This is a genomic window from Kitasatospora sp. NPDC048286 (assembly GCF_043201735.1).
Lineage (GTDB): Bacteria > Actinomycetota > Actinomycetes > Streptomycetales > Streptomycetaceae > Kitasatospora.
Genome location: NZ_JBICZE010000004.1, coordinates 604,928 through 629,923, shown reverse-complemented (window position 1 = coordinate 629,923; position 24,996 = coordinate 604,928). Strand labels below are relative to the sequence as shown.

Here is a 24,996-nt window from a genome sequence, read left to right as displayed (position 1 = left end):
AGACGACTCCGGCAGGTGGACTTCCCGATGGCGAATGAAGACAAGCTCCGCGAGTACCTCAAGCGGGTCACGGTCGAGCTGAGCGAGGCCCACGAGCGCCTGCGCGAGGCGGACGAGCGGGAGTCCGAGCCCATCGCGATCGTCGCCATGAGCTGCCGCTACGCGGGCGGGATCGACACCCCCGAGCAGCTGTGGGACCTGGTCGCGGACGAGCGGGACGCCATCGCCGGCTTCCCTGCCGACCGCGGCTGGGACCTCGACGCGCTCTACCACCCGGACCCGGACCACCCCGGCACCAGCCACGTCCGCGAGGGCGCGTTCCTGGACGCCGCGGGCGGGTTCGACGCGGGCTTCTTCGGCATCTCCCCGCGCGAGGCCCTCGCTATGGACCCGCAGCAGCGGCTGCTGCTGGAGACCTCCTGGGAGGCCTTCGAGCGCGCGGGCATCGCCCCGTCCTCGGTGCGCGGCACCCGGGTCGGCGTCTACGTCGGCACCAACGGCCAGGAGTACGCCAAGGGCGCGCGCAAGCTGCCCGAGGACGTCGAGGGCTACCTCGCCACCGGCAACGCCGCCAGCGTCGTCTCCGGCCGCATCTCCTACACCCTCGGCCTTGAGGGCCCGGCCGTCTCCGTCGACACCGCCTGCTCCGCCTCCCTGGTCGCCCTGCACCTCGCCGTGCGCGCGCTGCGGGCCGGCGAGTGCACCATGGCGCTCGCGGGCGGCGTCACCGTGATGGCCACCCCGCTGCCCTTCGTCGAGTTCAGCCGCCAGCGGGCGCTGGCCGAGAACGGCCGCTGCAAGCCGTTCGCCGCCGCGGCCGACGGCACCGGCTGGGGCGAGGGCGCGGGCGTGCTGCTGCTGGAGAAGCTGTCGGACGCCCGCCGCAACGGCCACCAGGTGCTGGCGGTCGTGCGCGGCTCGGCGATCAACCAGGACGGTGCCAGCAACGGCCTCACCGCCCCCAACGGCCCCGCGCAGCAGCGCGTCATCCGCGCCGCGCTGGCCGCCGCCCGCCTGACGGCGGACCAGGTGGACGTGGTCGAGGCGCACGGCACCGGCACGGTCCTCGGCGACCCGATCGAGGCCCAGGCGCTGCTGGCCACCTACGGTCAGGAGCGCACCGGGGACCCGCTCTGGCTGGGCTCGGTGAAGTCCAACATCGGCCACACCCAGGCCGCCGCCGGTGTGGCGGGCGTCATCAAGATGGTGATGGCGATGCGGCACGGCGTGCTGCCGCGCACCCTGCACGTCGACCAGCCGTCGCCGCACGTGGACTGGGCCTCCGGCGCGGTCGAGCTGCTGACCGAGGCCCGGGACTGGCCGGCGGGCGGACGGCCCCGCCGGGCCGCCGTCTCGTCCTTCGGGGTCAGCGGGACCAACGCCCACGTGGTGCTGGAGGAGGAGCCCGCGGCGGAACCCGCGGAGGCCGACGAGGCGGCGGTGGCCGGCGGTGTGGTGCCGTGGCCGCTCTCGGCCCGCAGCGAGGCGGCGCTGCGGGAGCAGGCCCGACTGCTGCTGGCGGTGGCCGGGGGCGAGCGGCCGGCGGATGTCGGCTACACCCTGGCGACGGCCCGTTCGGTGTTCGAGCACCGCGCGGTGGTCGTCGGCGCGGGGAAGGCGGACCTGTTCGCCGGTCTCGCCGCGCTCGCCGACGGTGAGCAGGTGGCTCAGCTGGTCCAGGGCACGGCCCGGACGACCGGTGGGCCGGTGTTCGTGTTCCCGGGGCAGGGTTCGCAGTGGCTGGGCATGGCGCAGGGGTTGCTGGCGGATGAGCCGGTGTTCCGTTCCCGGATGGAGGAGTGCGCCAAGGCGCTGTCCCTGTACGTGGATTGGGAGCTGCTGGAGGTCGTCTCGGGTGAGGGCGGCGGGTGGATGGAGCGGGTGGACGTGGTCCAGCCGGTGCTGTTCGCCGTGATGGTCTCGCTCGCCGCGTTGTGGCGTTCGTACGGTGTGGAGCCGTCGGCGGTGGTGGGGCACTCGCAGGGTGAGATTGCCGCCGCTGCGGTGTCGGGTGCCCTGTCGTTGGAGGACGCGGCGCTGGTGGTGGCGCTGCGCAGCCAGGCGATCATCGAGCTGTCGGGCCTGGGCGGGATGGTGTCCGTCCCGCTGTCCGCCGAGCAGGTGCGTGAACTCCTGTCGGGCCGTGAGGGCTTGTCCGTCGCTGCGGTCAACGGCCCCGGCTCGGTGGTGGTTTCCGGTGACGCCGGTGCCCTGGACGAGCTGATGGAGCACTGCGCAGCGCAGGAGATCCGGGCTCGTCGGATCGCGGTGGACTACGCGTCGCACTCGGCGCATGTCGAGCGCATCGAGGCCCGTCTCGCGGAGCTGCTGGCCCCGGTCGCCCCGCGCGTGCCGGAGGTTCCGTTCCACTCCACCGTGACCGGTGAGTTGATCGACTCGGCGGCGCTGGACGGCGGTTACTGGTACCGCAACCTGCGCCAGACGGTGGAGTTCGGCAACATCATCGAGGCCCTGCTGGCCTCGGGCCACTCGCAGTTCGTCGAGGTGAGTGCCCACCCGGTGCTGACCGTCGGCATCCAGGAGTCCATCGACGCCGCCAATGCCGAGGCCACGGTCCAGGGCACCCTGCGCCGTGACCACGGCGGCCGGGAGCGGTTCCTGACCGCGCTCGCCGAGGCCTGGTCCAACGGCGCCACCGTCGACTGGACCGCCCGGTTCCAGGGCGCCCGCCGCGTCGACCTGCCCACCTACCCCTTCCAGCGCGACCGCTACTGGCTCGTCCCGGACCAGGAGGACGAGCCGTTCCGCGCGGGCACCCCCGGCGAGCAGCGCTTCTGGACGGCCGTCGACGACGCGGACGCCGCCGGGCTGGCCGGCGCCCTGGGGCTCACCGGGGACGAGGCCGAGGAGTCCCTCCGGACGCTGCTGCCGCTGCTGACCTCCTGGCACCGCGCCGAGCAGGAGCGCTCGGTGGTCGACTCCTGGCGCTACCGGGCCGCCTGGCGGCAGCTGGACGGCGTTCCCGACGGGCGCCTGTCCGGCACCTGGCTGGTGGCCGTCCCCGAGCCGGCCGGTCCGCGGGCCGAGTCGGTGCTCGCCGCGCTGGCCGGATCGGGTGCCGCCCTGCTCCGCTGCGCCCTGCCGGCCGGTGCGGACCGGGCGGCTGTCGCGGAGCGGCTGCGCGCGGCGCTCGCCGGTGCGCCGGAGGTCTCCGGCGTACTGTCGCTGCTCGCCCTGGACGAGCGGCCGCTGCCGGACCACCCGGTGGTCCCGGCGGGCCTGGCGGGCAACCTCGCCCTGGTCCAGGCACTCGGTGACGCGGACGTGGACGCGCCGCTGCGGCTGCTCACCGCGGGCGCCGTCGCCACCGGCCCGCAGGAGCGGCTGGCGAACCCCGCGCAGGCCCTGGTCTGGGGCTTCGGCCGGGTGGTGGCCCAGGAGCACCCGCAGCGCTGGGGCGGTCTGGTCGACGTCCCGGCCGACCCCGAGGGCGACGCCGCCCTGGCGGCCCGGCTGGCAGGGGCGCTCACCGGCGCCGGCGCCGAGGACCAGCTGGCGGTCCGTCCGGAGGGCGTCTTCGGCCGCCGGCTGCTGCCCGCGCCGTTCGACCCGTCGGCGGTCACCGAGGCCTGGCGCCCCGAGGGCACCGTGCTGGTCACCGGCGGCACCGGCGCGCTCGGCGGGCACGTCGCCCGCTGGCTGGCCGCCAACGGCGCCCGGGACCTGCTGCTGGTCAGCCGCCGGGGCGCCGAGGCCCCGGGCGCGGCCGAGCTGGTCGAGGAGCTCGCCGCCCTCGGTGCCCGCGCCGAGGCGGTGGCCTGCGACGTCGCGGACCGCGACGACCTGGCCCGGCTGCTCGCCGGGATCCCGGAGCACGCCCCGCTCACGGCGGTGGTCCACACGGCCGCGATCGTCGACGACAACCTGCTCGACGCGCTCACCGTCGACCAGGTCGCCCGCGCGCTCGCCGTCAAGGTCACCGCCGCCCGCAACCTGGACGAGCTGACCCGCGGGCTGGACCTCTCGGCCTTCGTCCTGTTCTCCTCGTTCGCCGGCACCTTCGGCCTCGCCGGCCAGGGCAACTACGCCCCCGGCAACGCCTTCCTGGACGCGCTCGCCGAGCAGCGCCGGGCCGACGGGCTGCCCGCCACCTCGCTGGCCTGGGGCCACTGGGCCGGCGGCGGCATGGCCGAGGGCGCGGTCGAGTCCTCGCTGCGTCGGCGCGGCAGCGGCGAGCTGGTCCCCGAACTGGCGGTCACCGTGCTCCAGCAGGCCCTGGACGCCCGGGAGGTGTTCCTCGCCGTCGCCGACATCGCCTGGGACCGCTTCGTCCCGGCATTCGGAGCCAGCCACGTCCGGCCGCTGATCAGCGAGGTGCCCGAGGTCGCCCGGATGCTCGACCGGCGTCCGGCCGAGTCGGCGAACACCGACGGCGCCGACCCGGCCTCCTTCGCCGCGCGGCTGGCGGCGCTGCCCGCCGCCGACCGGTCCGGGGCGCTGCTCGACCTGGTCCGCACCCGCACCGCCGGCGTCCTGGGGCACGCCTCCGCCGAGGCCGTCGACCCGACCCGGGCCTTCCGGGACCTCGGCTTCGACTCCCTCACCGCCGTCGAGATGCGCAACCGCCTGACCGCCGCGATCGGCGTCAAGCTCCCCGCCACCCTGGTGTTCGACCACCCGACGCCGGCCGTGCTGGCCGACCACCTGCTGACCGAACTCCTCGGCGCCCAGCCGGACCGGGAGACCGCGGCGCTCGCCGACCTCGAACGCCTGGACGCCGAACTCGGCGACCTCGCCGCCGACCGGGAGACCGCCGACGCGGTGACCGCCCGCCTCCAGCGGATGCTCTCCCGCTGGACCGCCCGCTTCGCCGAGACCGAGGCGGACGCCGAAACGAACGTGCTGGACACGGCCACCGCCACGGCCGACGAACTCTTCGCGCTCCTCGACAACGAGCTGGGGATGTCGTGACGACCGAAGACGCCGTGAACCGCGCCGCAGGACCGCACAACCCGGAGGGTACGCCCACGATGGACGCTCAGGACAAGCTGCTCGGCTACCTCAGGAAGGCGACCGCCGACCTCCAGTCGACGCGCCGCCGCCTGCACGAGCTGGAGTCCGCGGCCGACGAGCCGATCGCGATCGTCGCCCTGGGCTGCCGCTACCCCGGCGACGTCCGCGGCCCCGAGGACCTGTGGGAGCTGGTCCGCGACGGGCGGGACGCCGTCGCCCGGATCCCCGCCGACCGCGGCTGGGACCTCGACGCCCTCCACCACCCCGACCCGGACCACCCCGGCACCAGCTACGTGGTGGACGGCGGATTCCTCGACGGCGCGGCCGAGTTCGACCCGGCGTTCTTCGGGATCAACCCGCGTGAGGCGCTCGCCATGGACCCGCAGCAGCGTCTGCTGCTGGAGACCTCCTGGGAGGCCTTCGAGCGGGCCGGCATCGACCCGCGGTCGCTGCGCGGCAGCCGGACCGGCGTCTTCGTCGGCATGACCTTCCACGACTACGCCACCGTCCTGCAGGAGTCCGGCGAGGACGTCGAGGGCTACGTCGGCACCGGCAACACCGCGAGCGTCGCCTCCGGCCGGCTCTCGTACGCCTTCGGGCTTGAGGGCCCGGCCGTCACCGTCGACACCGCCTGCTCCTCCTCCCTGGTCGCCCTGCACCTCGCCGCCCAGGCGCTGCGCGGCGGCGAGTGCACCATGGCCCTGGCCGGCGGCGTCGCGGTGATGTCCACCGCGCAGATGCTGGTCGAGTTCAGCCGCCAGCGCGGGCTGGCGGCGGACGGCCGCTGCAAGGCCTTCGCGGCCGCCGCCGACGGCTTCGGCGCCGGCGAGGGCGTCGGCGTGCTGCTGCTGGAGAAGCTGTCGGACGCCCGCCGCAACGGACACCCGGTGCTCGCGGTGGTGCGCGGCTCCGCCGTCAACCAGGACGGTGCCAGCAACGGCCTGACCGCCCCGAACGGCCCGTCCCAGCGACGGGTGATCCGCCAGGCCCTGGCCGTGGCCAACCTCGCGGCCCACCAGATCGACGCGGTCGACGCCCACGGCACCGGCACGGCGCTGGGCGACCCGATCGAGGCCCAGGCGCTGCTCGCCACCTACGGGCAGGAGCGCGGGGAGGGCGGCGAGCCGCTCTGGCTCGGCTCGGTGAAGTCCAACATCGGCCACACCCAGGCCGCCGCCGGTGCCGCGAGCATCATCAAGATGGTCCACGCGATCCGGGCCGGCGTCCTGCCGAAGACCCTGCACGTGGACGAGCCGTCGCCGCACGTCGACTGGGCCTCCGGCGCCGTCGAGCTGCTGACCGAGAGCCGACCGTGGCCGCAGACCGGTCGTCCGCGCCGGGCGGCGGTGTCGTCCTTCGGCATCAGCGGGACCAACGCGCACGTCATCATCGAGCAGGCCCCGGCCGAGGACGCCGCGGACACCGAGGAGACCGGGCAGGAGCCCCGGACGGACGGCGGCGCGCGGCCGTTCGTGCTCACCGCGAAGGACGCCCGCGGCCTGCGCGAGCAGGCGGGCCGGCTCCGGACCTTCCTCGCCCGCGGCCTGGAGGTCGAACTCCCGGACGTGGCACGCTCGTTGGCCGCTCGGACGGCCTTCGAGCAGCGTGCGGTGGTGCTGGCGGACGACCGGGCCGCTCTGGACGCGGGGCTGGAGGCGCTGGCCCGCGGGGGGTCCGCGCCGAACCTCGTCCAGGGCGCGGTGCGCGGCGGGAAGCTGGCGTTCCTGTTCACGGGGCAGGGGAGCCAGCGTCCGGGCATGGGGCGTGAGCTGTACGAGGCCTTCCCGGTGTTCGCGGACGCCTTCGACGCGGTCTGCGAGCGGGTCGAACTGCCCCTGAAGGAGGCGGTGTTCGGGGAGGACGCCGCGGTTCTCGCCCGTACGGAGTTCACGCAGCTCGCGCTGTTCGCCGTCGAGGTTTCGCTGTTCCGGCTCTTCGAGAGCTGGGGTGTGCGTCCGGACTTCCTGGTGGGCCACTCGATCGGAGAGATCGCGGCCGCGCACGTCGCCGGGGTGCTGTCGCTGGACGACGCGGTGGCGCTGGTCGCGGCGCGTGGTCGGCTGATGCAGGCGCTGCCCGAGGGTGGCGCGATGGTGGCGGTCAAGGCCTCCGAGGCCGAGGTGTTGCCGCTGCTGACCGCTCAGGTGAGCATCGCGGCGATCAACGGGCCTTCCTCCGTGGTGATTTCCGGCGACGAGGATGAAGTCCTCGCCATCGCCGGGCAGTTCGAGAAGACCAAGCGGCTGAACGTCAGCCACGCGTTCCACTCCCCGCTGATGGACGGCATGCTGGCGGAGTTCCGGGACGTCGCCGAGGGCCTGAGCTACGCCGAGCCGACGATTCCGGTGGTCTCCAACGTCACCGGCTCCGTCGCGACGGCCGAGGAGCTGTGCTCGCCCGAGTACTGGGTGCGGCACGTCCGCGAGGCCGTCCGCTTCCTCGACGGCATGCGGGCCCTCGAGTCCGAGGGTGTCACCACCTTTGTCGAGCTGGGCCCCGACGGTGTGCTCTCGGCCATGGGCCAGGAGTGCGTCGAGCAGGGCGTGTTCGCGCCCGCTCTGCGCGCCGAGCGCCCGGAGACCGCGACCGCCCTGGCCGCGCCGGCCACCGCGTTCGTCGCCGGGCACGGCCTCGACTGGACGGCGCTGACCGGCGGCCGGACCGTCGAGCTGCCGACCTACCCGTTCGACCGGCAGCGCTTCTGGCCGCGCCGCCGCACCGTCGCCCCCGCAGCGCCGGCGGCGGACCCGGCGGACACCGACTTCTGGCAGAGCGTCGAGGCCGGGGACGTGGCAGCCGTGGCGCGGACGCTCGCGGTCGACGCCGGCGCTTCTCTGGACTCCGTCCTGCCCGCGCTGTCGAACTGGCGCGCGGAGCGCCGGAAGCAGTCCCTGCTCGACGGCTGGTTCTACCGCGCCACCTGGCGCCCGCTCGACCAGCTCGCCCCGGCCGCCCCGGTGGCGGGTTGCCTGGCCGTCGTTCCGGCCGGGCACGAGCAGGACCCGGTCGTCACCGGGGTGCTCCGGGCGCTCGCCGACCACGGCGCGGACGTCCGCACCCTGGTGGCCGACCCGGCCGCGAGCCGCGCCGACCTGGCCGAACCGCTGCGCGCCGCCTTGGCGGACGCTCCGGCGGCGGAGCTGGTCCTGTCGCTGCTCGCCCTCGCCGAGGGCACCCACCCCGAGCAGACGGTGGTGCCGCTGGGGACCGCCGCGACCGCGACGCTGCTGCAGGCGATGGCCGACGCCGAGCTGACCGCTGCCCGGCTCTGGACGGTTACCCGGGGTGCGGTCTGCGCCGGGCACGGCGACCGGCCGGCCGACCCGGCCCAGGCGATGGTCTGGGGTCTGGGGCGCAGTGCGGGCCTGGAGCTGCCGGGTCGCTGGGGCGGTCTGGTGGACCTGCCGGAGGTGGTGGACCGGCGTGCCGGTGAGCGGCTGGTGTCGGTGCTGGCGGGTGTCGGCGGCGAGGACCAGGTCGCGGTCCGGGCGAGTGGTGTGTTCGTGCGTCGTCTGGCGCGGGTGTCGGCTGCGGGTGTGGCGGGTGAGGCCTGGCGTCCGTCGGGCACCGTGCTGGTCACCGGTGGTACCGGTGCGCTGGGTGGGCACGTGGCCCGCTGGCTGGCCGAGAACGGTTCTCAGCACCTGGTGTTGACGAGCCGGCGTGGGCTGGAGGCGCCGGGCGCGGTCGAACTGCGGGACGAGCTGGCCGGGTTGGGCGCTCAGGTGAGTGTGGTGGCCTGTGATGTGAGCGACCGTGCGGCGGTCTCGGAGCTGTTGGCGGAGTTCGCGGTGTCGGCCGTGGTGCACACGGCGGGTGTGCTGGACGACGGTGTGGTGGAGTCGCTGACGCCGGAGCGGTTCGCGGCGGTGCTGCGGGCCAAGGCCGAATCGGCTCGCCTTCTGCACGAGTTGACGGCCGGGCTGGACCTGGACGCCTTCGTCCTCTTCTCCTCCACCGCCGGGACCTTCGGCGCCCCCGGTCAGGGCAACTACGCGGCGGCCAACGCCTACCTGGACGCGCTCGCCGAGCAGCGCCGGGCCGCCGGCCTGCCCGCCACCTCCATCGCCTGGGGCGCCTGGGACGGCGGCGGCATGGCCACCGACGACGCGGCCGTGCGGGCCCGGCTGGCCCGCACCGGAGTCCCGGCGATGCCGCCGGCGCAGGCACTCGCCGCGCTGGAGCGCTGCCTGGCGCAGGGCCACGGCGCGGTCTCGGTGGTCGACGTCGACTGGGAGCGCTTCGTCCCCGGCTTCACCGCGACCCGGCCCAGCCCGCTGCTCGCGGACCTTCCGGAGGCCGCCCCGGCCACCCCGGCCCGGGGCACCGCGACCGCCGCCGGGGACGAGGACGCCTCGGCCCCGCACCGGATGCGCGGGCTCTCCCGGCCCGAGGCCCGGACGGCGACCCTGGAACTGGTCCGGGAACACGTCGCGGCCGTGCTCGGCCACGCGGGCGCCGACGCCGTCGGCGAGACCAGGGCCTTCAAGGAGCTGGGCTTCGACTCGCTGACCGCCGTCGAGCTGCGCAACCGCCTGAGCGCCGCCACCGGCCTCAAGCTGCCCGCCAGCCTGGTCTACGACCACCCGACCCCGGCGGCGCTCGCCGACCGGCTCACCGACGAACTCCTCCCCGACACCGCCGAGTCCGGCACGGCCGGGCAGCTCCCCGCGACGGCGGCGGACGAGGACCCGATCGCGATCGTGGCCATGTCCTGCCGCTTCCCCGGCGGCGTGGACAGCCCCGAGGCCCTGTGGCGGCTGATCGCCGCCGAGGGCGACGTCGTCACCGGCCTGCCCACCGGCCGTGGCTGGGACCTCGACGCGCTCTACCACCCGGACCCGGACCGCAAGGGCACCTTCTACGCCCGCGAGGGCGGATTCCTGCACGAGGCGGGCGAGTTCGACGCCGCGTTCTTCGGCATCCCGCCGCGCGAGGCGCTCGCCATGGACCCGCAGCAGCGGCTGCTGCTGGAGACCTCCTGGGAGGCCTTCGAGCGGGCCGGCCTCGACCCGCAGTCCCTGCGCGGCAGCCGGACCGGCGTCTTCGTCGGCACCAACAGCAACGACTACGTGACCCTCCTCCAGCAGTCCGACGAGGACCTGGAGGGCTACCTGATGACCGGCAACGCCGGAAGCGTGCTGTCCGGCCGGCTCTCCTACTCCTTCGGTCTCGAGGGCCCGGCGGTGACGGTGGACACCGCCTGCTCCTCCTCACTGGTCGCGCTCCACCTGGCCGCGCAGTCGCTGCGCAACGGCGAGTGCTCGCTCGCCCTGGCCGGCGGCGTGGCCGTCATGTCGACGCCGGCCGCCTTCGTGGAGTTCAGCCGCCAGCGCGGCCTCGCCGAGGACGGCCGCTGCAAGGCCTTCGCGGCCTCGGCCGACGGGACGGGCTGGGGCGAGGGCGTCGGCATGCTGGTGCTGGAGCGCCTCTCCGACGCCGAGCGCAACGGACACCGGGTGCTGGCCGTCGTGCGCGGCTCCGCCGTCAACCAGGACGGTGCCAGCAACGGGCTGACCGCCCCCAACGGGCCGTCGCAGCAGCGGGTGATCCGCGCGGCGCTGGCCGGCGCCGGGCTGTCGGCCGCCGAGGTCGACGCCGTCGAGGCACACGGCACGGGCACGGTGCTGGGCGACCCGATCGAGGCGCAGGCGCTGCTGGCCACGTACGGGCAGGAGCGCACCGGGGACCCGCTCTGGCTCGGTTCGGTGAAGTCCAACCTGGGCCACACCCAGGCCGCCGCCGGTGTCGCGGGCCTCATCAAGATGGTCATGGCGATGCGGGAGGGCGTGCTGCCGCGCACCCTGCACGTCGACGAACCGACCCCCGAGGTCGACTGGACCTCCGGCGCCGTCGAGCTGCTGACCGAGGCGCGGCCCTGGCCGGAGCCCGGCCGACCCCGACGGTTCGGCGTGTCCGCCTTCGGCGTCAGCGGGACCAACGCGCACGTGATCGTCGAACAGGCCCCGGCCGACCTGCCGGACGCCGGACAGGCGGTGCACGAGGACTCCGGCGAGGACGGCCGGACGGTGCCCGTCGTGCTGTCCGCCCGGACCGGTGCCGCGCTGCGCGCCCAGGCCCGCCGACTGCTCGACCACCTGGACGCCGACCCCGGGCTGAGCCTGACCGACACCGCGCGGGCGCTGTCCACCGGGCGGACCGCCTTCGAGCACCGCGCCGCCGTGGTGGCGGACAGCCGCGACGCGCTCGGATCCGCCCTGCGGGCGCTGGCCGAGGGCGGTACGGCCGCCGGGCTGGTGACGGGTGCCGCCTCGGGCGGGAAGCTGGCGTTCCTGTTCACGGGGCAGGGGAGCCAGCGTCCGGGGATGGGACGTGAGCTGTACGAGGCGTACCCGGTGTTCGCGGACGCCTTCGACGCCGTGTGCACGCGGGTCGAACTTCCGCTGCGGGAGGCCGTGTTCGGTGAGGACGCTGCGGTTCTCGCCCGTACGGAGTTCACCCAGCTGGCGCTGTTCGCGGTGGAGACCGCGCTGTTCCGGCTGGTGGAGAGCTGGGGTGTGCGTCCGGACTTCCTGGTGGGCCACTCGATCGGTGAGATCGCGGCCGCCCACGTCGCGGGCGTGCTGTCGCTGGACGACGCGGTGGCGCTGGTGGCGGCTCGTGGCCGGCTGATGCAGGCGCTGCCGGAGGGTGGCGCGATGGTGGCGGTCAAGGCCTCCGAGGCCGAGGTGTTGCCGCTGCTGACCGCTCAGGTGAGCATCGCGGCCGTCAACGGGCCTTCCTCCGTGGTGATTTCCGGCGACGAGGATGAAGTCCTCGCCATCGCCGGGCAGTTCGAGAAGACCAAGCGGCTGAACGTCAGCCACGCGTTCCACTCCCCGCTGATGGACGGCATGCTGGCGGAGTTCCGGGCCGTCGCCGAGGGCCTGAGCTACGCCGAGCCGACGATTCCGGTGGTCTCCAACGTCACCGGCTCCGTCGCGACGGCCGAGGAGCTGTGCTCGCCCGAGTACTGGGTGCGGCACGTCCGCGAGGCCGTCCGCTTCGCCGACGGCATGCGGGCCCTCGAGTCCGAGGGTGTCACCACCTTTGTCGAGCTGGGCCCCGACGGTGTGCTGTCGGCCATGGGCCAGGAGTGCGTCGAGCAGGGCGTGTTCGCGCCCGCTCTGCGCGCCGAGCGCCCGGAGACTGCGACCGCCCTGGCCGCGCTCACCGAGCTGTACGTCGCCGGCCGGACGCCCGACTGGACGGCGCTGCTCGACCCGGCGCCGTCGGTGGCGGCCGCGCTCCCGACCTACGCCTTCCAACGCGAGCTGTACTGGCCCCGGCTGCCCGAGCCCCTGGTCGACGACCGGCTGAGCTACGGCATCGGCTGGGAGCGCACCGCCGACCGGTCCGCCGGTGCGGTGTCCGGCCGCTGGCTCGTCGTCTCCCCGGCCGACTGCGTGAACGGGAGCCTGGTCGCGGACTCGGTCGCGGCGCTGACGGAGCACGGTCTCGACGTACGGCACGTCACGCTGTCCGGCGAGGACACCGGCCGGCAGGCGCTGGCGGAGCTTCTGCGCGCCGAGGCCGACAGCGGTCTCGACGGCGTGTTCTCGCTGCTGGCGCTCGCCGACGAGGACGAGGCCGTTCCCGGGGCGACCCGTGGACTCGGCGGCACCCTCGGCCTGCTCCAGGCCCTGGGCGACGCCGGCCTCGAAGCGCCGCTGTGGGCGGCGACCTCCGGGGCGGTCACGGTCGACGGGACGGGTGACCGGCTGCGTTCGGCCGCCCAGGCGATGGTCTGGGGTCTGGGGCGCAGCGCGGGGCTGGAGCTGCCGGGTCGCTGGGGCGGTCTGGTGGACCTGCCCGAGGTGGTGGACCGGCGTGCCGGTGAGCGGCTGGTGTCGGTGCTGGCGGGTGTCGGCGGCGAGGACCAGGTCGCGGTCCGGGCGAGTGGTGTGTTCGTGCGTCGTCTGGCGCGGGTGTCGGCCGCGGGCGCGGGTGAGGCCTGGCGTCCGTCGGGCACCGTGCTGGTCACCGGTGGCACCGGTGCGCTGGGTGGGCACGTGGCCCGCTGGCTGGCGGTGAACGGTGCCGGTCATGTGGTGCTGACGAGCCGGCGCGGGCTGGAGGCCCCCGGGGCCGTCGAACTGCGGGACGAGCTGGCCGGGTTGGGCGTACAGGTGAGCGTGGTGGCCTGTGATGTGAGCGACCGTGCGGCGGTCTCGGAGCTGTTGGCGGAGTTCCCGGTGTCGGCCGTGGTGCACACGGCGGGTGTGCTGGACGACGGTGTGGTGGAGTCGCTGACGCCGGAGCGGTTCGCGGCGGTGCTGCGGGCCAAGGCCGAGTCGGCGCGCCTTCTGCACGAGTTGACGGCCGGGCTGGACCTGGACGCCTTCGTCCTCTTCTCCTCCACCGCCGGCGCCCTCGGGTCCGCCGGTCAGGGCAACTACGCGGCGGCCAATGCCTACCTGGACGCGCTCGCCGAGCAGCGCCGGGCCGCCGGCCTGCCCGCCACCTCCATCGCCTGGGGCCCCTGGGCGGGCTCCGGCATGGCCGCCGACGGCGGTGCCGTCGAGCAGCGCCTGCGCACCGCCGGTATCGCGCCGCTGGCCCCCGAGCGCGCCGTCGAGGCGCTGGCCCGGGCCGTCGCCCGGCCGGCCGCCGTCCGGGTCGTGCTCGACGTCGACTGGGAGCGCTACGTCGCGGCCGCCCCGACCGGCGCCCTGCTGTCCGGCCTGCCCGAGGTGCGCCGGGCGCTGTCCTCGGCGACCGCCCCGGCGGACGACTCCTCCTTCGCCGCCCGCCTGGCGGGCCTCGGGGAGGCGGAGCGGGCCCGGGTGCTGATCGACCTGGTCCGCGCCGAGGCCGCCACCGTCCTCGGCCACGACGGCCCGGACGCGGTCAGTGCGGACCGCGCCTTCCGCGACCTCGGCTTCGGCTCGCTCACCTCGGTGGAGCTGCGCAACCGGCTCGCCGCGGCGACCGGCCTGCGGCTGCCCGCGACCCTGGTCTTCGACCACCCGACCCCGCAGGCCCTCGCCCGTCACCTCGGCGACGAACTGCTCGGCACCGGCGCTGCGGCGCCGCTGCCGGCAATCCGTACCGGCGCCGCGGACGAGCCCATCGCGATCGTCGCCATGGCCTGCCGCTTCCCCGGCGGGGTCGAATCCCCGGAGGACCTCTGGCAGTTGGTGACGGACGGCCGGGACGGCATGACCGCCTTCCCGACCGACCGCGGCTGGGACCTCGACGCGCTCTACGACCCGGACCCCGAGCAGCCCGGCACCCACTACGCCCTGCGGGCCGGATTCCTCTCCGGCGCTACCGAGTTCGACGCCGACTTCTTCGGCATCAGCCCGCGCGAGGCGCTGGCGATGGACCCGCAGCAGCGCGTCCTGCTGGAGACCTCCTGGGAGGCCTTCGAGCGGGCCGGCCTCGACCCGGCCTCGGTGCGCGGCAGCCGGACCGGCGTCTTCATCGGCTCCAACGGCCAGGACTACGCGGCGCTGCTGCTCCAGGACCCGCAGAGCGTCGAGGGGTACATCGGCACCGGCAACGCCGGCAGCGTCGTGTCGGGCCGCATCGCCTACACCTTCGGTCTTGAGGGCCCGGCGGTGACGGTGGACACCGCCTGCTCGGCCTCGCTGGTCGCGCTCCACCTGGCCGCGCAGTCGCTGCGCAGCGGCGAGTGCTCGCTCGCCCTGGCCGGCGGTGCCACCGTGATGGCCACCCCGACCGCCTTCATCGAGTTCAGCCGCCAGCGCGGCCTGGCCGCCGACGGCCTGTGCAAGGCCTTCGCGGCCTCGGCCGACGGCACCGGCTGGGGCGAGGGCGTCGGCATGCTGGTGCTGGAGCGCCTCTCCGACGCGCAGCGCAACGGCCACCAGGTGCTGGCCGTCGTGCGCGGCAGCGCCGTCAACCAGGACGGTGCCAGCAACGGGCTGACCGCCCCGAACGGGCCGTCGCAGCAGCGGGTGATCCGCGAGGCGCTGGCCGATGCCCGACTGTCGGCCGCCGAGGTCGACGCCGTCGAGGCGCACGGCACCGGAACCACCCTCGGCGACCCGATCGAGGCCCAGGCCCTGCTGGCGACGTACGGGCAGGAGCGCAGCGGGGACCCGCTGTGGCTGGGCTCGGTGAAGTCCAACCTGGGCCACACCCAGGCCGCCGCCGGTGTGGCAGGCCTCATCAAGATGGTGATGGCGATGCGGGAGGGTGTGCTGCCGCAGACCCTGCACGTGGACGAGCCGTCCCCGCACATCGACTGGGCCTCCGGTGAGGTCCGGCTGCTGACCGAGGCCCGGCCGTGGCCGGAGACCGGTCGCCCGCGCCGGGCGGCGGTGTCGTCCTTCGGCATCAGCGGGACCAACGCCCACACGGTCATCGAGCAGGCCCCGGCGGTCGAGCCGGTCGAGCCGGTCGTGGCCGGGACCGAGGTCGAGCGGCCGGCCGGACCGGCCGTGCGACCGCTGCTGCTGTCCGGTGCCACGGAGCGGGCACTGCGCGACCAGGCGTCCCGGCTGCTGGAGCACGCCGACGCCCACCTGGACCAGGAGTCGGACCTCGGCGACCTCGCCCACGCGCTCGGTACGACGCGGGCCGGCCTGGCCCACCGGGCCGTGGTGGTCGCGGAGGACCTCGCCTCGTTCCGGGGCGGTCTGGCGGCGCTGGCCGAGGGCGGAACGGCCGCCGGGCTGATCACGGGCACGGCGGGTGCCGGGCGGACGGCGTTCCTGTTCACGGGACAGGGGAGCCAGCGGCCGGGCATGGGCCGGGAGCTGTACGAGGCCTTCCCGGTGTTCGCGGACGCCTTCGACGCCGTCTGCGCTCGGGTCGAACTGCCGCTGAAGGAAGCGGTGTTCGGGGAGGACGCATCCGTTCTCGCCCGTACCGAGTTCACCCAGGTCGCGCTCTTCGCGATCGAGACCGCGCTGTTCCGGCTGGTGGAGAGCTGGGGGGTTCGTCCGGACTTCCTGGTGGGCCACTCGATCGGTGAGATCGCGGCCGCCCACGTGGCCGGTGTGCTGTCGCTGGACGACGCCGTTGCCCTGGTGTCCGCTCGTGGCCGGCTGATGCAGGCGCTGCCGGAGGGTGGCGCGATGGTCGCGGTCAAGGCCACCGAGGCCGAGATCCTGCCGCTGCTCACGGACAACGTCAGTATCGCCGCCGTCAACGGTCCTTCCTCGGTGGTGATTTCCGGTGACGAGACCGAAGTGCTGGCGATCGCCGGGCAGTTCGAGAAGACCAAGCGTCTCAACGTCTCGCACGCCTTCCACTCCCCGCTGATGGACGGCATGCTGGACGACTTCCGCCGGGTGGCTGAGGGTCTGACCTACGCGGCGCCGCAGATCGCCGTGGTCTCCAACGTGACCGGCGCGCTCGCCACCGCCGAGCTGTGCTCGCCCGAGTACTGGGTCCAGCACGTGCGCCAGGCGGTCCGCTTCGCCGACGGTATGCGCGCCCTCGAAGCCGAGGGCGTGACCACGTACCTGGAGCTGGGCCCCGACGGTGTGCTCTCGGCCATGGGCCAGGAGTGCGTCGAGCAGGGCGTGTTCACCCCGGTGCTGCGTGCCGAGCGCCCGGAGGCGCAGACCGCGCTGACGGCCCTCGCGACCGCTCACGTCCACGGTGTCGCCGTGGACTGGCACGGTGTGCTCGCCGGTGCGGCTGCGCGCCGGGTCGAGCTGCCGACGTACGCCTTCCAACGCCAGCGCTACTGGCCGCAGGCGCCGACCGGCGCCCGGGCGGACGTCACCTCGGCCGGGCTGGTCTCGGCCGGGCACCCGCTGCTCGGTGCCGCCGTCGCCCTGGCCGACTCCGACGGCTACCTGTTCACCAGCCGTCTCTCGCTGGCGACCCACCCGTGGCTGGCGGACCACGCCATCATGGGCGCGGTCCTGCTGCCGGGCACGGCGTTCGTCGAGCTCGCCTTGCACGCCGGTGACCAGCTCGGCTGCGGCCGGCTGGACGAGCTGACGCTGGAGGCGCCGCTGGTGCTTCCCGCCCGGGGCGGTGTCGTCCTCCAGCTCACGGTGGAGGCCCAGGACGATTCCGGGCGGCGGCAGTTGGCCGTGCACTCGCGTGCCGGGGACGCCTCCGACGAGCAGCCGTGGACCAGGAACGCGACCGGCGCGCTGTCGGCGCAGGAGCCGACCGCCGGTGTCGAGCTGACGGAGTGGCCGCCGCAGGGCGCCGAGCGGGCCGAACTGGGCGACCTCTACGAGCGGTTCGCCGCGCGCGGCTTCGCCTACGGTGCGGTCTTCCAGGGCCTGCGGTCCGCCTGGGTGCGCGGCGAGGAGGTGTTCGCGGAGGTGTCGCTGCCCGGCGAGCGGGCCGGGGACGGGGCGGCCTTCGGCCTGCACCCGGCGGTGCTGGACGCCGCGCTGCACGGAGCCTTCCTGCGGCACGCGGACGACACCGAGGGGCGGCTGCCGTTCTCGTGGACCGGCGTCTCGCTCCACGCGACCGGTGCGTCGAGCGTCCGGGTGCACCTGGCCCCGGCCGGTGCGGACGGTACGGCCATCACGGTCGCGGACGCCGCCGGGCGGCCGGTCGCCACGGTGGAGTCGCTGGTGGCGCGTCCGGTCTCGGCCGACGCCATCGCGGAGGCGAACGACGCCTTCCGGGACTCGCTGTTCCGCCTGGAGTGGACCCCGGTCACCGTCACCGGTACGCCGGAGACGAGTGGTTGGGCCGTGCTCGGCGCGACCGATCTGCCGGTGCTGGACGGCGTGTGGCAGGTGGCGGATGTGGCCGCGCTGGCGGCGGCGGTGGACGAGGGTGCCGTGGTGCCCGAGGTCGTGGTCGCGGTCGTGGACGGCGCTGCCGATGGTGGCGTTGGCGGCGGGGTCGCGGTGGTGGCCCGGTCGGTGGTGGCGCGGGTGTTGGAGCTGGTGCGTGGCTGGCTGGCGGAGGAGCGGTTCGCCGCTTCGCGGCTGGTGGTGGTGACGCGTGGTGCGGTGGCGGTGGGTGCGGGGGAGAGCCCGGACCTGGCGGTGGCGGCGGTGTGGGGTCTGGTGCGTTCGGCGCAGACGGAGAACCCGGGCCGGCTGGTGCTGGTGGACGTGGACGGTGCGGCGGAGTCGCTCGCGACTCTGGGCGCCGCCCTGGCCGCAGGCGAGCCCCAACTCGTCCTGCGCGAAGGCGCGGTGCTCGCTCCGAGGCTCGCCCGCGGGGCCACCGGTGACGCGCTGGCGGTGCCCGCGGGCGCCCCGGCCTGGCGGCTGGACGCGATCGAGCGCGGCACCCTGGAGCACCTGGTGCTCCGGCCGGCCGACGACGCCACGGCGCCGCTGGCCGCCCACGAGGTCCGGGTCGCGGTCCGCGCGGCCGGCCTCAACTTCCGCGACGTCCTGATCCCGCTGGGCATGTACCCCGACAGCGCGGCCCGGATGGGCAGCGAGGGTGCGGGCGTCGTCCTGGAGGTCGGTGCAGACGTGACCGGCCTGGCCCCGGGCGACCGGGTGATGGGCCTGCTGACCGGCTGCTTCGGACCGGTGGCCGTGACGGACCACCGCATGCTCACCCACATCCCCGACGGCTGGTCGTACGTCCAGGCCGCCTCCGTCCCGATGGTGTTCCTGACGGCGTACTACGCGTTGGTGGACCTGGGCAGCCTGCGGGCGGGTGAGCGGGTGCTGGTGCACGCCGCCGCCGGTGGTGTCGGGATGGCCGCGGTGCAGCTGGCCCGGCACCTGGGTGCCGAGGTGTTCGGTACGGCGAGCCCGGGCAAGTGGGAGGCCCTGCGGGCCTCGGGTCTGGACGACGCGCACATCGCCAACTCCCGGACCCTGGACTTCGAGGGCGCGTTCCTGGCGGCCACCGACGGCGTCGGCATGGATGTCGTATTGGACTCCCTGTCGGGTGAGTTCGTCGACGCCTCGCTGCGGCTGCTGCCGCGCGGCGGGCGCTTCCTGGAGATGGGCAAGACCGACAAGCGGGACCCGCAGGTGGTCGCGGCCGACCACGAGGGCGTGCGCTACCAGGCGTTCGATCTGATCGAGGCCGGTCCGGAGCGGATCGGTGTGATGCTGGCGCATCTGGTGGAGCTGTTCGGGCAGGGGGCGTTGGTGCCGCTGCCCACGGTGTCGTGGGATGTGCGGCGGGCGCCGGAGGCGTTCCGCTTCCTGGGCCAGGCGCGGCATGTCGGCAAGGTCGTCCTGACGGTGCCCTCGCCCGCCGCGGGCACGGTGCTGGTCACGGGTGGTACGGGTGGTCTGGGCTCGCTGGTGGCCCGGCACCTGGTCACGGTGCACGGGGTGCGGAGCCTGGTACTGACCAGCCGTCGCGGCCTGGAGGCGCCGGGCGCTGCCGAACTGCGGGACGAGCTGGCCGACTTGGGTGCCGAGGCGGAGATCGTCGCGTGCGACGTGACCGACCGCGACGCCGTCGCGGCGCTGCTGGACGGCCGGACGCTGTCGGCCGTGGTCCACACGGCGGGCGTCCTGGATGACGGTCTGGTGTCCTCGCTGACCCCGGAGCGGCTGGACGCGGTCCTGCGGCCGAAGGTCGACGCGGCCTGGCACCTGCACGAGCTCACCCTCGGCCAGGACCTCACCGACTTCGTCCTCTTCTCCTCCGTCTCCGCGCTGTTCGGCACGGGCGGCCAGGGCAACTACGCCGCGGCGAACGTCTTCCTGGACGCGCTGGCGCAGCACCGCGCGGCGCTGGGCCTGCCCGCGACCTCGATGGCCTGGGGCCCCTGGGCCCACGAGGGCGGCATGCTCGGCCGGCTCGACGACGCCGAGGTGCGCCGGATGAGCAGGGGCGGGGTGCCGCCGCTGGGCGCGGAGGAGGGCCTGGCGCTCTTCGACGCGGCCCGCGCCGGTGTCGAACCGGCCGTGCTGCCGGTCCGCCTCGACCTGCCCGCGCTGCGGGCCCAGGCGAGGACGACTCCGCCTCCCGCGTACCTGCGCGGCCTGGTCCGGGCCACGGTCCGGCGGGCCGTGGCCGGCGGCACGGCCGCCGCGGGCTCGTCGCTCGCGGTGCGCCTGGACGGCCTGGACGGCGCCGAGCGGCACGCCCTGCTGCTGGACCTGGTCCGGACGCAGGTGGCGGCCGTCCTCGGACACGGCACGGCGGAGGCCGTCGTCGCCGACCGCGCGTTCAAGGACCTCGGCTTCGACTCGCTGACCTCGGTCGAGCTGCGCAACCGCCTCAACACGGCCACCGGCCTGCGGCTGCCCGCCACCCTGGTCTTCGACCACCCGAACCCCGCCGCGCTCGCGGACCACCTGCTGGGCGAGCTCCTCGGCGCCCGGCCGGCGGCGAAGCCCGTCGCGGTGGCCGTCCGGACGGCGGGCGCGGACGAGGACCCGATCGCGATCGTCGCCATGGCCTGCCGTTTCCCGGGCGGTGTCCGCACCCCCGAGGAGCTGTGGCAGCTGGTCGCCACCGGCACCGACGCGGTCGGCGCGCTGCCGACCGACCGCGGCTGGGACCTGAGCGCCCTGGCCGCCGTCGAGAGCGGCACCCAGCAGGCCCGCGAGGGCGGGTTCCTGTACGACGCGGACCGCTTCGACGCCGCGTTCTTCGGGATCTCGCCGCGTGAGGCCCTCGCCATGGACCCGCAGCAGCGCCTGCTGCTGGAGACCTCCTGGGAGGCCTTCGAGCGCGCGGGCATCGACCCGTCCTCGATGAAGGGCAGCCAGACGGGCGTCTTCGTCGGCGCCTCCTCGCACGGCTACGCGACCGGGCAGGGCGTCGACCAGGCGGGCCTCCAGGGCCACCTGCTGACCGGCAACGCCACCTCGGTGGCCTCCGGCCGACTCGCCTACACCTTCGGGCTGGAAGGCCCGGCGGTCACCGTCGACACGGCCTGCTCCTCCTCGCTGGTCGCGCTGCACTGGGCCGCCCAGGCGCTGCGCAGCGGCGAGTGCACGATGGCCCTCGCGGGCGGCGTGACGGTGATGGCCGGCCCGAGCATGTTCCTGGAGATGGGCCGCCAGGGCGGTCTCGCCTCGGACGGCCGCTGCAAGGCCTTCTCGGCGGACGCCGACGGCACCGGCTGGGCCGAGGGCGCGGGCGTGCTGCTGCTGGAGCGGCTGTCGGACGCCGAGCGCAACGGGCACCCGGTGCTCGCGGTGGTGCGTGGCAGCGCGATCAACCAGGACGGTGCCAGCAACGGCCTCACCGCCCCCAACGGCCCCGCGCAGCAGCGGGTCATCCGCCAGGCCCTGGCCAACGCCGGGCTGTCGGCCGGCGAGATCGACGCGGTCGAGGCGCACGGCACCGGGACCGCGCTGGGCGACCCGATCGAGGCCCAGGCGCTGCTGGCCACCTACGGGCAGGAGCGCGGCGGCGACCGCCCGCTCTGGCTGGGCTCGCTGAAGTCCAACATCGGCCACGCCCAGGCGGCGGCCGGCGTGGCGGGCGTCATCAAGACGGTGATGGCCCTCCGGGTCGGCGTGCTGCCCAAGACCCTGCACGTGACCGAACGTTCGCCGAAGGTCGACTGGTCGGCGGGCGCGGTGGAACTGCTGACCGAGGCCCGGGACTGGCCGGAGACCGGGCGTCCGCGTCGCGCGGCCGTCTCCTCCTTCGGTATCAGCGGCACCAACGCCCACACGATCATCGAGCAGGCGGACGTGCCCGGCCGCACCCCGGCCGAGCCGGTGGAGCCCGTGCAGGCGGCGGACGCCGTCCTGCCGTGGGTGCTGTCGGCGCGCAGCGAGCAGGCCCTGGCCGACCAGGCGCAGCGACTGCTGGCCCACTGGGAGGAGCATGACGACCTGCGGGCCGCCGACATCGCCCACTCCCTGACGGCCGGGCGCAGCACCTTCGAGCACCGGGCCGTCGTGATCGGCCGGGACCGTACGGAGTTCCTGGACGGTCTGACCGCCCTGGCCGCCGGGCGGAGTTCCGCCCGCGTGGTGGAGGGCATGTCCGAGGGCGGGAAGCTGGCCTTCCTGTTCACCGGTCAGGGCAGCCAGCGGCCTGGCATGGGCCGGGAGCTGTACGAGGCCTACCCGGTGTTCGCGGACGCGTTCGACGCGGTCTGCGAGCGGGTCGAACTGCCGCTGAAGGAGGCGGTGTTCGGTGAGGACGCTGCGGTTCTCGCCCGTACGGAGTTCACCCAGCTGGCGCTGTTCGCGGTGGAGACCGCGCTGTTCCGCCTGCTGGAGAGCTGGGGCGTGCGCCCGGACTTCCTGGTCGGCCACTCGATCGGCGAGCTGGTCGCCGCGCACGTCGCCGGGGTGCTGTCGCTGGACGACGCGGTGGCGCTGGTCGCGGCCCGCGGTCGGCTGATGCAGGCGCTGCCGGAGGGTGGCGCGATGGTGGCGGTCAAGGCCGCCGAGGCGGACGTCCTGCCGCTGCTCACCGAGAACGTGAGCATCGCGGCGATCAACGGCCCGACGTCCGTGGTGGTTTCGGGCGACGAGGATGAAGTCCTCGCGATCGCCGGGAAGTTCGAGAAGACCAAGAGGCTGAGCGTCTCGCACGCGTTCCACTCGCCGCTGATGGACGGGATGTTGGACGACTTCCGTCGCGTGGCGGAGGGCCTGTCCTATGCGGCGCCGCGCATCCCGGTCGTGTCGAACGTGACGGGTGCCCCGGCGAGCGCCGAGGAGCTGTGCTCGCCCGAGTACTGGGTGCGCCACGTGCGCCAGGCGGTCCGCTTCGCCGACGGCATGCGGACCCTGGAGACCCAGGGCGTGACCACGTACCTGGAGCTGGGCCCGGACGGTGTGCTCTCGGCGATGGGCCAGGAGTGCGTCGAGCAGGGCGTGTTCACCCCGGCTCTGCGCGCCGGGCGCGCGGAGGCCCGGACGGTGGTCGGTGCGGCGGCCCTGGCGCATGTGCGGGGTGCCGCCGTCGACTGGACGGCCGTCCGGGGCCGGGACACCGGTGCTCGGCGGGTGGAGCTGCCCACGTACGCGTTCGACCGGCAGAGCTACTGGCTGCAGAGCTCTTCGGCGCCGGAGGCCGGGCCGGCCGGTACGGGCGGTATGGGCGGTGCGACCCAGCAGGCCGACGGCTGGTTCTGGGACGCCGTCGAGCAGGAGGACGTGCACTCCCTGGCCGACGCCCTGGACTCCGGGGACGACGACCTGCGCTCCTCGCTCGGCACGGTGCTGCCGGTGCTGTCCGAGTGGCGTCGTCGCCGGACGGCGGAGTCCACCGTCGACGGCTGGCGCTACCGGGTCGAGTGGAAGCCCCTGCCGGAGGCCACCGCGACTGTTCCGTCCGGTGCGTGGCTGGTGGTGGCGGAGGACGTTTCGGCCGCGTCGGTGGTGGCGTGTGCGGGGGCGTTGTCGGGTCGTGGTGTGTCGGTGCGGTTGGTGGGTTCGGCCGGGCTGTCGCGTGCGGAGCTGGCGGCTGCGGTGACTGCGGCTGCCGGCGCCCCGGTGGCGGGTGTGCTGGGTGTGGTGTCGGACGGGGGCGCCGCGCTGACGCTGGTGCAGGCCCTCGGTGACGCCGGTGTCGGTGCGCCGTTGTGGTTGGCGACCGGCGGTGCGGTGTCGACGGGTCGTGCGGATGCGCTGCGTGACGCGGCGCAGGCGCAGGTGTGGGGTCTGGGCCGGGTCGTCGCGCTGGAGCACCCGGAGCGTTGGGGTGGTCTGGTCGACCTGCCGGAGGTGCTGGACGAGCGGGCGCAGGGCCGACTGCTGTCGGTGCTGGCCGGCCTGGGCGACGAGGACCAGCTCGCGGTACGCGCGAACGGCGTGTTCGTGCGCCGACTCGTCCGGGCCGACCGGGCCGAGGGCCCGGGCTGGGCACCGCGCGGCACCGTCCTGGTCACCGGCGGCACGGGCGCGCTGGGCGCGCACGTCGCCCGCTGGCTGGTCGCCAACGGCGCCGAGCACGTGGTGCTCACCAGCCGCCGCGGCCTGGACGCCCCGGGCGCGGTGGAACTGCGCGACGAACTGACCGCGCTCGGCGCCCGGGCCACCGTCGCCGCCTGCGACGTGAGCGACCGTACGGCCGTCGAGGCACTGCTCGCCGAGCACGCCTTCACCGCCGTCGTCCACGCCGCCGGCGCCACCGCGTCCGCGCCGCTCGCCGAGACGGCGCCGGCGGACTTCGCCGCGGTGGTGGCCGCCAAGGTGTCCGGTGCGGCGCACCTGGACGAACTGCTGGGCGACACCGAACTGGACGCCTTCGTCCTCTTCTCCTCCATCGCCGGCGTCTGGGGCAGCGGCGGGCAGGCCGGCTACTCGGCCGCCAACGCCTACCTGGACGCCCTGGCCGAGCGGCGCCGCTCGCGCGGCCTGGCCGCCACGGCGATCGCCTGGGGCCCCTGGGCGGGCTCCGGGATGGCCACCGAGGCCGACGCGGAGGAGCAGCTGCGCCGCCGCGGACTGAACGGCATGACCCAGGAGTTGGCGACCGAGGCGCTGGCCCGCGCGATCGGCGGCGAGCCGTCGGTCACCGTGGCCGACGTCGACTGGGAGCGCTTCGCCCCCGGCTACACGGCGCTGCGCCGCAGCCCGCTGATCGGCGACCTGCCGGAGGTCCGGCTGGCCCTCGCGGCCGACGAGGCCGACGGCGGGGCGTCCGAGGGCACCGACGCGGCGGCCGAACTGCGGGCCCGGCTGGCCGGGTCGACCGACGGGGAGCGGCGGCAGGCGCTGCTCGACCTGGTCCGCGGCACCGTGGCGGAGGCCCTCGGGCACGCCTCGGCGGCCGAGGTCAGGGCCGACCGCTCGTTCAAGGACCTCGGGTTCGACTCCCTCACCGCGGTCGAGCTGCGCAACCGGCTCACCGCGGCCACCGGTCGGCGACTGCCGGCCACCCTGGTCTTCGACCACCCCACACCGAGGGCGCTCGCGGACCACCTCACCGCGGAACTGTTCCCGGCGGGCGGTGACGCGGCCGGCCCCGAAGGCGGGGAGGCGCGGATCCGCCAGGCGCTGGCCACGGTCCCGCTGTCCCGACTCCGGGAGGCCGGAGTGCTGGACATCCTGCTGGATATCGCCGGTTTGCACGACGACGTCCAGGAATCGGACGGCTCGGACGGAGAGGAGAGCGCGGCATCCATCGACGAGATGGACGTCGACAGCCTGATCCAGATGGCGTTCGAGAACACCGATTCCGATTCCTGACGATTTTTGCGAGAAGTGTGGAGCACAT

Annotated in this window: 2 protein-coding genes; both read left to right on the top strand. The window is 75.0% G+C overall.

Going from position 1 to position 24,996, the window contains the following annotated elements; genetic code table 11:
- Positions 1–15 precede the first annotated feature (15 nt).
- Positions 16–4,932 carry a type I polyketide synthase gene (locus ACGF13_RS12630; RefSeq protein WP_392872719.1) on the top strand — a complete coding sequence of 1,639 codons (4,917 nt, stop codon included), beginning with the start codon at positions 16–18 and terminating at the stop codon, positions 4,930–4,932.
- Positions 4,929–24,968 carry a type I polyketide synthase gene (locus ACGF13_RS12625; protein ID WP_392872716.1) on the top strand — a complete coding sequence of 6,680 codons (20,040 nt, stop codon included), beginning with the start codon at positions 4,929–4,931 and terminating at the stop codon, positions 24,966–24,968. The genes ACGF13_RS12630 and ACGF13_RS12625 overlap by 4 nt, the downstream gene beginning before the upstream one ends.
- The last annotated feature ends 28 nt before the right edge of the window (positions 24,969–24,996 follow it).